This is a genomic window from Verrucosispora sp. WMMD1129, from assembly GCF_029581255.1.
Lineage (GTDB): Bacteria > Actinomycetota > Actinomycetes > Mycobacteriales > Micromonosporaceae > Micromonospora > Micromonospora sediminimaris.
On the sequence record NZ_CP120741.1, the window covers coordinates 2,336,612 to 2,350,865 of the forward strand.

A 14,254-nucleotide genomic window follows, 5' to 3' on the forward strand; every position below is an offset into this window, starting at 1 on the left:
TCGATCAGAAGGGCTTGATGCCGACGGTCCAGGTCTTCGCCCAGCTGGCCCGTATGCCGGTCGCAGCGAGGTCGCCAAAGTCAACGCCTGCGAAGGGGTCGGCGACGTACCGTACCTGGTCATGCTCGGGGCCGGCCCCGCTCACGGTGACCAGAGCAAGGCGGTAATGAGGGACGGCGTTCTTGCCGGTGACGACCTCGTTGTGGGTGACGTAGAAGTCCTGGGCGCCCTCGATGCGTGCCTTGACCTCAATGCGGATCGACGGACTGCCGTCGGTCGGGATGGACAGGACGTCGTAACCCGGGTTGTTGAAGGCCTGCTCCTGCGGCGCCCGGCCGAGAGCACGCTCGGTGGCGAGCACCAGTTCGACGCCGCGCCGCTCGACGGCCTTCGTCTCCTTGGCGTGGATCGGAGCGTCGGAGGGAATCTCGGCATCAACCATCGACAACGGCAGCACGAGCGCGGCGGTCATGATGCGCGGCGGCTTGGTAACCAACTGTGCCTGCTGGTCAAGTACCGCCAGGCGGGCCTCCCGGCGGACCTGGAGTTCCTGTGCCTTGCGCATGAGGCTGTCGGAGGTCTCCTTCGGCTTCGTGCCGACCTGCTCCTTCTCCTGGGCGGCCATCGCCTCACCGATCAGCCGATTCGACTCATGCGCCAACCGTTGGTCGACCCGCGCCCGTGTTCGCTCAATCTCGGTGAGCCGGCGAGGTGAGACTTCGGCGAGATAGTCCTTGAGCTGGTGGCCAATGATCCAGGTTCGGGCCTGGGCTTCGGCCTCACCGAGCCACGTCAGTTTCATCGCAGCTGCCACAGCCGGGGTCCGCGGGGCGGCCACGCAGTCGAGGTAGGGCGCCGGACCGGCAGGCCTGACCTGGCCGGTAACGTCGACGTAGGCGTAGCCGAAGCGGCGGGAGATCGACTCTCCGGTTCCGTCGACGACCTCCTCCACCACGCCGACCAGCAGGGCGGGCTCCTCGATCTCGGGCGACACCAGGACGGTGCCGCGATCGAGGACCGGTCGGAGCTGGGTAATGGTGAGCTCGGCTACAGCGTCATGGAGCGGATGCCCGGGAGCCAGGAGGTCGGCGCGCGGCTTGTCGGCCACATCGATGCACTCGAGCTCGAACGTCACCCGTTCATAGCGGGTGGCGACTGGGCCGTGCTTGGTGACGGCGCGCACAGCTGCGGGGACATGGGTAATCTCGTAGCGACCACGCTCGCGTCTGGCAAGCCGACCGCCGAGGCGCTGGAAGGCGACGCGGAAGGCCCACTCGATGTAGTGCGGCTGTAGCCTGCGTGCACGCGCCTCCTCCATGAGCCGCTGCATCTGAGCCAGGTCGGCGTCCGACATGGCGTCGTGGGTGAGTGCGCGCTCCTCCAGGAGCTCCTTCAGGCCGTGGGCGACCGATTCGTCGATAACCTGTTCCATCTTGGCCCGGGTCTCGGGGAGGTCGCCGTAACGGATGGCCTCGATTAGCAGCTCGCGTAACGGCGTTTCGTCGAAGGCCGCGCCCAGGACGTCGAAGACCTTGCCGCCGTAGGCCTTGCGCTGCTCCTCAACCTTCTGCAGCAGCCGAGTGAACACTTCGCCTTCGCGGGTATTGGCGGCCACAAGATTCCAGAGGCGGCACACCTCCGTCTGGCCGATGCGGTGGACGCGACCGAAGCGCTGCTCGATCCGGTTGGGATTCCATGGCAGGTCATAGTTGACCATCAGGTGGGCAGCTTGAAGGTTCAGACCTTCGCCGGCGGCGTCGGTGGCCAGGAGCACCTGGCAAGCCGGGTTCTTGGTGAACTCCTCGGTGATGGCACGCCGGTCAGCGCGTCGGACACCGCCGTGGATGGCCTGCACCGTGTCCGGCTTGCCGAAGAGCGAGCGGATCTTGCGAGCCAGGTAGTCGAGGGTGTCGCGGTGCTCGGTGAAGATGATCAGCTTGCGTGGCTTGTCGCCGCCAGGATGGATCAGCTCGTTGTCCTCGAGGATCCTGCGCAGCTCGACCCACTTGCGATCCGTGTCGAGATTGCGGATCCGCCGGGCGATGTGGATCAGCTTGTCGAGGTCGGCCAACTCGGCGTTGAGCTCCTCGATGGTGCGGGCGGCGGTGGCCGCGTCGAGCAGCTCCTCTTCGACTTGCTCGACCTCTTCGGCGCTGTACTCGTCGTTGTCCCAGTCGCGTGGGTTGATCGAGGCGGGTTCGTCACCAACACCGCGGCCGTGGATGAGGTCGTCACGGCGACGCTTGAGTCGCTCGGAGCGTCGGACCAGGGACTGGTAGATCGCCTCTGGGCTGGAGGCCAGGCGTCGCTGTAGCACCGTGAGCGCGAAGCCGACCGTGTTGCGGCGCTTGTCGTCCAGCCGTGCGGCCCGGTTCATCCCCTCACGTACGTATTCGGTAACCCGCTCGTAGAGGTCCTGCTCGTCTAGGGTGAGCTCGTAGGGCACGGTCTGGGCGATACGTTCCGGGAAAAGAGGTTTGCCCTCGAAGGTGAGCAGGTCTTCCTTGACCATGCGTCGCATGAGTCCGCTGGTGTCAGGATTATGTACGCCAGACTTGAACTTGCCCTCGAAGCCGTCGCGCTCGAGCAAGGTGAGGAAGAGCTGGAAGTCCTCCTCTTTGCCCGCGTGGGGTGTGGCGGTCATCAGCAGCAGATGTCGGGTGCGGTCCCGGAGCTTCTCGCCGAGCTGAAAGCGGCGGGTTTTGTTCAGCTTGCCGCCGAAGTAGTTGGCGCCCATGCGGTGGGCCTCGTCGACAACGACGAGGTCGAACTCGGCGTCGTCGATGTGGGCAGCTAGGCCCTCGTTGCGCGCAAGCTGATCCATCCGTGCGATGAGCAGCGGATACTGCTCGAAGACGCTCGACCCCAGTGCGGCGTCGACCATGGCCGTGGTGAGGATGTCGAAACGTAGGCCGAACTTGAAGAACAGCTCGTCCTGCCACTGGTCGACCAGTCCGCCGGGCGCCACGATGAGGCAGCGCTTCACGTCGTCGCGGAGCAGGAGTTCCTTGATGTACAGGCCGGCCATGATCGTCTTACCGGCGCCGGGGTCGTCGGCCAGGAGGAACCGCAGGGGCATTCGATCGAGCATCTCGCCGTAGACCGCCCGGATCTGGTGAGGCAGCGGCTGCACGTCGCTGGTCGCCACCGCCAGCATCGGGTCGAACAACCCGGCCAAGGAGATTCGCTGCGCCTCCGCGACCAGCCGGAACTCCTGTGCGTCGGCATCGAACGGCCGGCTGCCCGCGTCGGAGAGGCTGAGCCTGGCCTCGTCGGCCCGGAAGAGCACCTGCTGGCGCAGACCTCCGTCGAGGGTCTTGTAGGTCAGCTCGACGGCATTGGAACCATGCCATTGAGCAGCGAGTACCGAAACACTCTCGCCGGGTACCACCCCAGCCACCCGAACACCCGACGAGAGATCCTCAAGCCGCACGTACTACCCCCAATTTGACTGCCCGCAGAGCCTACTGACCGGCACCGGCCATCAACCATCAGCGACTTGGCGGATCCCGTCCGTCAAATGGGTGCCTTACGCTACCTCCGCTAATCCAGTAATCCGGCGGCGGGGCATGAACAAGACAGAACGCGAGCAGATTCGCCGCGTCGTGGCGGACCTCAAACAGTGGGGTCTGCAAGCCACGGACGTGCAGGCCTGGCACCTGGCTGTCCGGGACGCCGCCAGCAGCGGCGAGCGAGAACTGGGCTCCCGCGGTGTCCGAATCGACCGGGCTGGTCAGCCCTCCTGGCGCGCGGTGCCGCTCTGGGCGAGCGACACCGACATCGTGAGGCGCCTCCGGGAGCGCGCGAACCTCCCGGAGACGACGGCCGACGACCAGGCCTTGCTGCGGCTGCTCACCAATGACGTGCCGCGTGCCATCGCCGACGTCAGCCCGCTGCTCAACGTGCGTCGCTTTTTCCTCGGGTCGGCGCGAAAGCAGTCGGCGGAGGCCGCAGGTGACCACCTGCGTCGTCACCACGCAGCAATAACCGAGACCAACGGCCCCAGCCGCCTGAAGCAGCTCGCCGTCTTCACAGCGCCCGTCGACGCGGCACGACTCGGGTTCGATGCACTGCTCGAGTCGACACTTCGCTTCGACCTCATCTCCGGCCTGACGGGCGAGCCTGAGATCTTGAACCGGCCGGTCTTCGAGGGCCTGCCGGAGGCGCTGGCTGTCATCGACAAGGTCGTCGCTGGCGAGGCGTCGTACCGCTCGACTGTGCGCGATGCGGGTGAGAAGGTCAGACGCGCCGAGGTCCAACGAATTCTGCAGGAAATGCCGGTGGATGCGTTGAAGACCGCTACCCGCGATCGACTCCGGCTGGCGCCGCTCGTCGAGGCAGGCGTCAACACGGTGCAGGACGTGATGGACGTCGGCTCGTCCCTTCAGGCGCTCCAAGGCGTCGGGGAGACGTCAGCACGGCGCATAGTCGGAGCAGCGCAAGCGATCTGGCACACCACGTACGACGAGATGCCCGTCCGCATCGACATCAGCAGACGCCACCCGGAGACCACCCACCTCCTGCGTTGCCTCGCCGAATGGGACGCGTACCGGCAGACCCGAGGTGCGGCCGCCGACCTCGAACGCGCAGCCGAGCTCGCACCACTGGGCGAGGCCATCAACCGCAAGACGAGTCACCTCCTCGTGATCCCGACCCGGGCACTACCCGCCGCAGGAGTTCGCGAGAGCATCCAAATCGTCAAGCGACGGGCCGAGCTGCTCGGCATGTCATCTGCATCCGGCCCGAAGAGCGTCAGCGCGGACCCGTGGGACGACTTCCTCGCCCGACCCGCCGACTACTTCGCGATGCTCTCTGAGCTCGGGTTCGTTACCGAGGACGACGACGCGGCGCACGGGGATCTCCCAGAGGAGATTATCCAGGCGGTGCGTGACCAGACGCTCAGCGGCGAACACCTGACGGCGTCGCTCCGCGGTTATCAGAGTTTCGCAGCCCGCTTCGCCCTCGTGCAGCGCAAGGTCATCATCGGGGACGAGATGGGCCTCGGTAAAACGGTCGAGGCCCTCGCCGTCCTCGCCCACCTGCGCAGCCGCGGCGAGACCCACTTTCTGGTGGTGTGCCCGGCGGCGGTGGTGACCAACTGGGTCCGTGAGGTGACCAGCAAGTCGAAGCTGCGCCCGCACCGGGTCCACGGACCGGGGCGCGACCGCGCGGCTCGGACCTGGGTACGAGACGGCGGGGTCGCCATCACGACCTACGAGACCCTCGGCTGGTGGGAGCAGCGCCTGAAAAAGCTCCGCGACCTAGCCTGCGTCGTGGTGGACGAGGCCCACTACATCAAGAACCCATATGCCCGGCGGTCCATGAGGACGGAGGAACTCGTCGGGCGCGCGGACCGCGCGATCCTGCTCACCGGCACGCCACTGGAGAACAAGGTCGACGAGTTCCGTAATCTGGCGTCCTACGTGCGCCCGGACCTCACCGTCGACGCCACGGACCTCTCGCCGAGGATGTTCCGGCGGCAGGTCGCGCCCGCCTATCTCCGTCGGAACCAGGAAGACGTCCTGACCGAGCTCCCGGAGCTCATCGAGGTCGAGGAGTGGCTTCCGATGTCCGCGGCGGACACCTCCCGCTACCTGGCGGCCGTCGAACGCGGGAACTTCATGGAGATGCGCCAGGCGGCCATGCTCCAGGGGCCACAGTCCGCCAAACTGCAACGGCTCATCGAAATCGTCCGTGAGGCGGAGGAGAACGAGCGGAGGGTCATCGTCTTCTCCTACTTCAGGGAGGTGCTGGATCTGGTGGCCCGGTCCCTCCCGGGGCCGGTGTTCGGCCCCCTGACCGGATCGGTGCCAGCGAGCCACCGTCAGCAGATCGTGGACCGGTTCGCATCGGCCAATCACGGTGCCGTTCTCGTTGCGCAGATCGTGGCCGGCGGCGTCGGGTTGAACATCCAGTCCGCGTCCGTCGTTGTCATCTGCGAGCCGCAGCTCAAGCCCACCACCGAGGCCCAGGCCGTCGCCCGCGCGCACCGGATGGGGCAGGTGCAGTCGGTGCAGGTCCACCGGTTGCTGTCCGAAGACAGTGTCGATCAGCGGATCGTCGAACTGCTGGCCGGGAAGAAGCAACTCTTCGATGACTTTGCCCGGGTCAGTGACCTGGCCGGCGCCACTCCCGAGGCGGTGGACCTGTCCGAGGCTGAACTCGTCCGAGAGGTCGTGGCCGCCGAACGCCAACGCCTCTTCAACCGTGCCGCTGCCGAAGCTTGACCTTCCTCTGCGCTCAAACGAGGCGTGCGCCGCTGTCATGGACCCGACAGCAAAACGCGGACACGCCGTTTGGGCCAGCGCTCAAGAGTGTTGGCGGCTACGTTGCCCGGGTGACGGATCTTGAACGGGGCATCTACGAGCACCTGATCACTCGCGAGCTGGCTAGCCGTCTTCAACACGTCGACTCCGCTTTGGTTCAGCGCGCCAAGCTCGATCCCGCCGACGCTCCCGACGCCCTCGCCCGCCACATCGCCATCCTGGCCCACCGCGCTCTGCACGCCGTCCCCGCCGACGACGACAAGCTGTCCCGGCAGGTGGACTTGGCTAATCGCATCGCCGAGGCCATCGCCGCTCTCAGCCCGAAGGCAGCGACGGGGCAGGACCAGGTAATCGACGCCAGGAAACTTTTGCACGCCATCGCGGCCCCACCGACCCCACCCGCGCAACCAACTTTTCCGCCCCGCCCGACCACTCCGCTTTCGTCCGGTGCGCTCCTCGTCAACGGCCGTCACCAGCCGCGCATCGGCCACGAGGTCACCCACGAGATGGCCTCGGCGGACCAAGTCGACCTGCTCTGCGCGTTCATCAAGTGGCACGGCCTGCGCATCATCGAGCCGGCAATCCGCGACCTCATCGACCGAGGTGGCCGCCTCCGCGTCATCACCACGACCTACCTCGGCGCGACAGACCAACGCGCCCTCGACCGCCTCGCCGAACTCGGCGCTGACATCAAGATCTCCTACGAGACCAGGACCACCCGGCTGCACGCCAAAGCGTGGCTGTTCCGCCGCAACAACGGCATGACCACCGCGTACGTCGGGTCGTCGAACCTGTCGAAGGCGGCGCTTGTCGACGGGTTGGAGTGGAACGTCAGGATCTCCAACGTCGAGCAGCCGTACGTCATCGACACGTTCACGGCCACGTTCGAGGACTACTGGCACGATCCGGCGTTCGAGGACTACGAGCCGGGCAGGGACGCCGAGCGGCTCCGCACCGCGCTGCACGGGGAGCGACGCGACGAGGCACCTACCGAGATCGCCAACCTGGATGTGCGGCCGTACCCGTACCAGGCCGAAGTCCTGGCCGACCTGGACGCCGAGCGGAAGGTGCACGGGCGCTGGCGGAACCTGGTGGTGATGGCCACCGGCACGGGCAAGACGGTGGTGGCGGCGCTCGACTATCGCCGGCTGCACCGGGAGAAGGCCGTCGACTCGCTGCTGTTCGTGGCGCATCAGGAGCAGATCCTGCGGCAGAGCCTGGCGACGTTCCGGCAGGTCATGGGGGACGGTAGCTTCGGCGAGACGCTTGTCGGGGGCCGCGAGCCGCAGCACTGGCGGCACGTCTTTGCCTCGATCCAGTCGCTGCACCGACGGGAGATCGACCCCGAGGCGTACGACATGGTGATTGTCGACGAGTTCCATCACGCGGAAGCGCCGACGTACGCCCGATTGTTGGAGCGGCTGACGCCGCGCGTACTGCTGGGATTGACGGCGACGCCCGACCGCAGTGACGGCGGCGACGTGCGGCGGTGGTTCGATGGTCGCGCCGCCGTTGAGCTGCATCTGTGGGAGGCGTTGGAGCGGCAACTGCTCGCGCCGTTCCAGTATTTCGGGCTGCACGACGATGTGGACCTGTCGCAGCTTCGGTGGAAGCGCGGGCAGGGGTACGACCCGACCGAGCTGGACGGCGTCTACACCGGCAACGACGCGCGGGCGCGGATGGTGCTGCGGGCGGTACGGGACAGCGTCGATGTCGACCGGATGCGGGCACTCGGGTTCTGCGTGAGCATCGGGCACGCCGAGTTCATGGCGGCCTGGTTCAGCGGGCACGGTGTGCGGTCGGCGGCGATCACGTCGCGGGTCGACGCGGCCGGTCGGCAGGCGCTGCTCAAGGAGTTCAGGGACGGCACGGTCAAGGTGCTGTTCACAGTTGACCTGTTCAACGAGGGTGTCGACCTGCCGATGGTCGACACGATCCTGATGCTGCGGCCCACCGAGAGTGCCACGATCTTCCTTCAGCAGCTCGGCCGTGGCCTGCGCCTCGACGACGACAAACCGTGCCTGACCGTGCTCGACTTCATCGGCGGGCAGCACGCCAACTTCCGCTTCGACCTACGCTGGCGCGCTCTGACCGGGGTCAGCCGCCGCGCGATAACCGAAGCGGTACGCGACGACTTCCCGTCCCTGCCGAGCGGCTGCCACATCCAGCTCGACCGGGTGGCCAAGGACATCGTGCTGGCCAACCTGCGCTCAGCGATGCCGACCTCGAAGACCGGGCTGGTGAAGGAGCTGCGGTTGCTCGGAGACGTGAGCCTTGGCGAGTTCCTGCGCGAGGCGGGCGTGGAGATCGAGGACGTCTACCGGTCGGCGAGCTACGGCGGGTGGACCGGGCTGCGGCGGCTCGCCGGGCTGGAAGCCTCACCGGGCGGCCGGGACGACCGCGAGTTGGGTCGGGCCATCGGGCGGATGCTGCACCTGGACGACCCGGACCGGCTCGACCTGCTGGCCCGGGTGGCGGCCGGCGAGCGGCCAGAGACCGGGCGGCTCTGGGACATGCTGCACTTCGACCTGTGGGGGCCAAACGCGCCACTGAGCCAACGCGGGGAACGGCTGGCGCGGCTCCGGGCCGAGCCGGCACGCTGTGCCGAGCTGCGACAGGTCGCCGACGTGCTCCGCGAGCGGATCCACCGGGTGACGGTGCCGGTCGACGGGCTGCCGTTGAAGGTGCACGCCCGGTACAGCCGCAACGAGGCGTGCGCCGCCTTCGGCATGCCCAACCCGGGGTCGCTGCGGGAAGGGGTGAAGTGGCTGCCAGATGCCAAGGCCGACATCTTCTTCGTCACCCTGGTCAAGTCCGAGCAGCACTACTCCCCCACCACGATGTACGCCGACCGGGCCATCACCGACACCCTTTTCCAGTGGGAGTCGCAGAGCACCACCTCGTCGGCGTCAGCGACCGGGCAGCGCTACATCCACCACGCCACGCGCGGCTCCACCGTGCATCTCTTCGTGCGGGAGACGAGGATCCCAGACCGTGACCTGGGCGCACCGGCCTACCTGTACGCCGGCCCGATGACCTACCAGGAGCACACCGGCGACCGGCCGATGCGAATCATCTGGGGGCTGCACAACCCGCTGCCCGCCGACATGTACGCCGCCGCCCGCGCCATCGCCGCGTAAGCCTATGTTGCTACGGAACCGGCACGACTTCTCTCACCAACGCCTGCATCCGAATGCGGTCTGCCGTGCTGGTAGACATCTGCTTCAGGCCGGCAGCTTGGGGCGCACCGAAGAAGCGGTGCAGTACCTCAGCGCCCTGACGGCCGGTAACGCTGCCCGGCCAGTTCCCGACCCGCAGCCCGGCCGCATAGGCCGCGTTGATGAGTCGCCACAGATCAACCGCGTCCTTCGCCGCGAATCGTCCCCGATAAGCGAGGGCCTTCAGACAGAGCGCTGAGGCCACGTCCGGCAGCATGACGCGCAGGCCGAGCGGCTCACCGCTGGTGAGCTGGACGTGGACGTCGAGTAACTCGGCAGGTCGATGCAGCGCAAGGACGAGGCCGGGCACCTCGTCGACCACCAGCTCACCGTGTCGTTGGTTGGGCACCAACGCACCCCGGTAGGACGGCGCAAGGATGTCGACCACCAGCGTCAGCGGCCCATGAGAATCTTCAACCTCGCGCATGAAACGGTTGGCTGCCTCCCGAGATGTGTAGCCGCGCTCGACGAGTTCCGCTGGCAGGCGAGGGTCAGCGACGACGGTGGGCAGGGCGGCGAAGTCGGCGTCTGCCGTCTCGCGCAGTGGCACCTGTGCGGAGACGCCGTGCAGTGCGACAAGCAGGGTGACCATGTGACCGCCGACGATCCGGTGGTCGAGTTCGAGCGCGGTGGTGATCTCCGCGAGGTCGGCAAGGGTGAGAAATCCGGCGTCTGCGGCGCGGCTGGTCGAGACGAGCGAGACGGAACGCGGTGCCACTGGGGCTGGTCCGGTCACGCCGCGTGCCTCTGGTCATGGTGGCGTTGACGCAGCATGTTCCACACGCGCTGTGCCGCCTCTTCGTTGTCGGGGCCGGGCGAGCGCCGGACGTCCCAGAGGACCTGGAGCGGATCGACGAGTGGGAGGCCGGGTGCCGCCTTGCCGGGCGGCGGCCACAGGCCGGGATCCCTCGGCACCGTGAGTTCGAGCGTCGCCTCCTCGTCGCCAGCGGGAACGAAGCCCACATCGGCCAGGTTCACGCCATCGCGGACGTAGAGGATCGCGCGCGTCGGGGCACGCCATGGAGCCATTGTGTCCGCCGCGACGTCGCCGGACACGACGACGCCAGCAGCATCTGTTTCCGCGACCAGTTCGACGACCGTCCGGGCCTGCTCGACCGCTGACGCCAGGCCGTACCAGTAGGTGCTGATGCCCCCCGGCCCCGGATAGGTCGACAGCCACCACCGGATCGCCTCATCGAGGTCCCGCACGACCCAGCCGGTAGGCATGCGGCTGACCAGGTCGTAGTCAGCTAACGCGGCCAGCGCCTGGGAGACGCGTGGTTGGGAGACGCCGACAAGGGCGGCCAGTTCCTGCTGGGTTGCGTACGGCTGTTGAATCAGCCGGCGGACCAGGGTGAAGGTGCCCCACGGCACCCGGCCGCGCTTGGCCCATCGCCTTACCGCCTCCGTTGGGGGTCGCAGCGTGACCTGTTCTCCGCCGAGGCGCAGCACACCCGTGACCTGCCGCTCGCCGTCGATCAGCCAGGACCAGCCGGCGGCCTCGACTGCTTCCCGAACTGCGGCCGTCGCCGTCGGCATGATGAACAGGCACGGTCCGGGGTGGCGGTCGATCGTCGTGGCGATGTCGCGCGGGGTCAGCGGAACCGGGGAGGCGATGACGGTCACCGTGACTCGGGCATCGACGTAGCCCAGCTCAGCCCGGTCGGCTCCGCGTGGCACGAGCGTGACCCCTGCTTCAGCCAGAGCGCGCCAGACGGACGACGATATAAGCATTACCCAACCCCCTTGGTTAATACTTATACACCCTGCTCACCTGCGTCTCCACCAAGTTGCAGTGGCGAGTTCGCAAGTATCGGTGCGTGCTAGGTCAGGCTGACGGAGCGGGCGAGTTTCATCGGCCGTCAGCCGCGCCGGCCGTCACCGCGCAGCGCCCGCAGCAGCTTCACCGCCGACCGCGTGCGCTCGTACCGGACCTCATGCCCTTCCCGCCGCGACAGCACGAGCCCGGCCCGACGCAGCCGCCCCAGGTGGTACGACACGGTGGCCGGGCTGATCCCGTGCCGCGCCGCCAGTTCGGTGGTGGTCAGCGGCGTAGCCAGGTCGGTCAGCAGTGCGGCCCGACGTGCGCCGAGAATGTCGGTCTCCTCTCTGGCCGGGGCGGGCAGCGACCAGACCTGGCCCCGCCCCCGCGCCGGGTAGCCGACCATGATCAGGCCGGGTGCGCCCAGGTACACCGCTGGGCGGGGCAGGAACGCCGACGGGGACAGGATGAGCCCCTGCGCCGCGTCGAGGGACAGCTCGGCGGGCGAGTCGAGGGTGACCCGGCGGCCGTCCCAGGTCAGCCTCGGGTCGAGGGTACGGACGATGTCGGCGAGGCCGGTTCGGGTGGCCAGTGTGGCGCGGTGGCGGATGTCCTCGTCGAGCACCCGGTGCAGGTTCGGCCAAAGCTCGGCCTGGCTGTGCCGCCAGAAGCGGGCGAGCTGGTCGACGACGCGGTTGAGCAGCACCTTTTCGCCACGTCGGGCGAGGACCTCGGCGACCGCGGCCGGCAATGCTGGGCGGGGGTCGCGTCCGGTCGGGCTGCGTTCCAACAGGACCGGCGGGGGCGGGCCGATCCGGAACGCCGTCCGCAGCTGCCGGTGGACGTCCTCGGCGGTGGTCGCCGCCACGGCCGCGAGTTCCTCGTCGAGGGTGGGCTGGTAGCTGCCGGGCAGCGGAGAAAGGAAGTCGGGGATGTACGCGGTGGCGCCGTTGACCAGCGCGAACAGCACGTCGACCGAGCCCGGGTCGAGGGTCCGCCGGGTCTGGGTCACCCAGCTGCGGGCGTACGGTGCCCGCTCGGGGTGGGCGAGCACCTCCAGCGCGTTTGTGACCTCCGTCAGCCGCGACAGCGCAAACCGTGACCGGACGAGCCGCTCCGCGTCGACGTGCAGAGTCAACACCTCGCCAACATTAGAACCCCCTCGAATCCTTGGCACCCGCCCTCGCCCCGCTGATCTCCTCACAACAACTTCGGGGAAAGAGTCGCCTCCCGCCGCGGCGAGGGGACACCTTCCCCGAAGTTGCACACCCAGCCGGCCCTGCGACGGCGACCGGCGTGGACCGTGGGAAGGGGATCTCAGTGTCGTACTCCGAAGGATTGGTGAGGCGGCGGACGTTGCTGCTGGGGGCGGCGGCCGTGGGTGGCGGTGTCCTCGCCGCCCGGCCTGCGCAGGCGGAAGCGCCGCCCGCGCACGCAGCAGCCCGGCCGGCGCAGGGGAAGGCGAGGACCGACTGCTCAAAGATCCGCTCGGTGGGCTGCTTCGAGGTGCTGGCGCTTACCGACGCTGCCGGCCCGTTCTTCCTCAGCTACGACGACGCCTTCTCCGGGGCGTCGGGAAATGACTGGGCGGCGGCCCGGCGCATCGACCCGGCCGCGTTCGGGCCGGACCGGACGTGGCACCTGAGCTTCCGCTGCTACGCCATCCGCCGTCCCGGCGACCGGTACACACTTGTGGACACCGGTGTCGGGCCGGAGGGCAGCCCGGCCTCGGCGTGGGCGCCGGTGCCGGGCGCGCTGCCGCAGTTGCTGGCCGGCAACGGGATCGACGTGCGGCGGGTGGACACGGTGGTGCTGACGCACCTGCACGAGGACCACGCCGGCTGGGCAGTCACCGCCGAGGGCGTGCCGATGTTCCCCAACGCACGGTACGTGGTGCAGCAGCGTGAACTCGACGCGCTGGAGGCGGGCGGCAGCGAGATGCTCGGGTACGTGGTGCGGCCGTTGCGGGCGGCGGGGCAACTGCACCCGGTGGACGGTGCGGTGGTGCTCAGCGGCGACTTGGCAAAGGCTGGCCGGCGTACCCTCGCCGGCCGCCGCGGTGACCGCATCCGGGTGGTGCCAACGCCCGGCCACACTCCGGGGCACCAGTCGGTGCTGGTGGAGGGTGGCCGCCACGACCAGGTGGTGGTCACCGGCGACGTGCTCGTCCACGCCGTCCAGGTCGTCGACCCCGACGTGGCCTACCGGTACGAGGCGGATCAGGACGAGGCCCGGCTGACCCGCCGCAGCCTGCTCGACGCGGCCCGCCGCGAACGCGCGGTGCTCGCGACCGCGCACCTCAACCGCCCCTTCGTCGAACTCGACTGAAACCGCCTCCGGCCAGGTCGGCACCACCCGATCAGCCCGGACCGCGTTGCACAGACCCCCGGTCGGCGGCCCGTGGATCTTGGTGAGCCTCCAATGTGGCAGGATGCCAGCGCAGGTGCGCGATCTTCGCGCCGGAGCATCAGGAGGGCGTAATGCGGGGACTGGCACGACGACTGGCCATCTCGATTGTCTCGGCGACGGTGGCGGCGGTGACGCTCGCGTCGCCGGCACAGGCCGCGACGAATCCGTTCACCGCGGCACAGGCGTGCAACAACGATTTCGGTGGTTCCTGGGCCCACACCACTGACGGCCACCGGTCGATTTCCGCACCGGATGGCACCAAGGTGGGCGATGTCTACCTGATGTACAACAGCGCCAGCGGGTACAACTGTGTCGTCACCCTCAAGCGGGTGGCGGTGGGCTCGACGACCGGGGTTTCCGCCGGGATCCGGGTGCAGGGCGGTTCCTGGGCCTACGACCCGGGCAGCTACAAGTACTACGCGGCGATTCAGCGCTCCGCCCGGGACAAGTGCGTCATGTACAACGGCGAGGTCCTGTATTTCACGAGCTGGCAGAGCGCCGGCCGGTACAGCTGGGGTAACTGCGGCTGATCGGGCGCTTGGCGCGAAAGCCTCACCACCTCGATTGATTCCGGTGAAGGGTTGCCTGATCGGGGGCGA

Annotated in this window: 8 protein-coding genes; 4 read left to right on the top strand and 4 right to left on the bottom strand. The window is 68.2% G+C overall.

Annotated elements, in window-relative coordinates; all coding sequences use genetic code 11:
- Positions 1-4: 4 nt before the first annotated feature.
- Entirely contained in the window at positions 5-3,400 is a 3,396-nt protein-coding gene (locus tag O7624_RS10690) for a helicase-related protein (protein ID WP_282239887.1), read from the bottom strand.
- A 169-nt stretch (positions 3,401-3,569) separates the two neighbouring features.
- Here O7624_RS10690 and O7624_RS10695 point away from each other — a divergent pair, with 169 nt between their 5' ends.
- Entirely contained in the window at positions 3,570-6,227 is a 2,658-nt protein-coding gene (locus O7624_RS10695; RefSeq protein WP_282239888.1) for a DEAD/DEAH box helicase, read from the top strand.
- A gap of 110 nt (positions 6,228-6,337) precedes the next feature.
- Positions 6,338-9,406 (top strand): DEAD/DEAH box helicase, encoded by a 3,069-nt coding sequence (locus O7624_RS10700; protein WP_282239889.1) that lies wholly within the window; start codon positions 6,338-6,340, stop codon positions 9,404-9,406.
- Positions 9,407-9,416: 10 nt separating this feature from the next.
- Here the strand turns inward: O7624_RS10700 and O7624_RS10705 are convergent, their stop codons facing one another.
- The 3 genes from O7624_RS10705 to O7624_RS10715 all read right to left on the bottom strand — a co-directional run bounded on the left by O7624_RS10705 (position 9,417) and on the right by O7624_RS10715 (position 12,387).
- Entirely contained in the window at positions 9,417-10,202 is a 786-nt protein-coding gene (locus O7624_RS10705) for a hypothetical protein (protein WP_282239890.1), read from the bottom strand.
- Between the two features lie 14 nt (positions 10,203-10,216).
- On the bottom strand, positions 10,217-11,164 hold the full coding sequence (locus tag O7624_RS10710) for a hypothetical protein (protein ID WP_282239891.1): 948 nt from the start codon (positions 11,162-11,164) through the stop codon (positions 10,217-10,219).
- 182 nt (positions 11,165-11,346) lie between these two features.
- Positions 11,347-12,387 carry a DUF5937 family protein gene (locus O7624_RS10715; RefSeq protein ID WP_282239892.1) on the bottom strand — a complete coding sequence of 347 codons (1,041 nt, stop codon included), beginning with the start codon at positions 12,385-12,387 and terminating at the stop codon, positions 11,347-11,349.
- A 200-nt stretch (positions 12,388-12,587) separates the two neighbouring features.
- Between O7624_RS10715 and O7624_RS10720 the strand changes: the two genes are divergently transcribed.
- Both O7624_RS10720 and O7624_RS10725 read left to right on the top strand, forming a co-directional pair.
- Positions 12,588-13,574, top strand: a complete 987-nt coding sequence (locus tag O7624_RS10720) for an MBL fold metallo-hydrolase (RefSeq protein ID WP_282239893.1) — start codon at positions 12,588-12,590, stop codon at positions 13,572-13,574.
- Between the two features lie 152 nt (positions 13,575-13,726).
- Positions 13,727-14,185 carry a hypothetical protein gene (locus tag O7624_RS10725; RefSeq protein ID WP_282239894.1) on the top strand — a complete coding sequence of 153 codons (459 nt, stop codon included), beginning with the start codon at positions 13,727-13,729 and terminating at the stop codon, positions 14,183-14,185.
- Positions 14,186-14,254: the final 69 nt, after the last annotated feature.

Coding starts and splice junctions, on each gene's coding strand:
- O7624_RS10695 (WP_282239888.1), top strand. CDS start 3,570: ATGAACAAGACAGAACGCGAGCAGATTCGCCGCGTCGTGGCGGACCTC.
- O7624_RS10725 (WP_282239894.1), top strand. CDS start 13,727: ATGCGGGGACTGGCACGACGACTGGCCATCTCGATTGTCTCGGCGACG.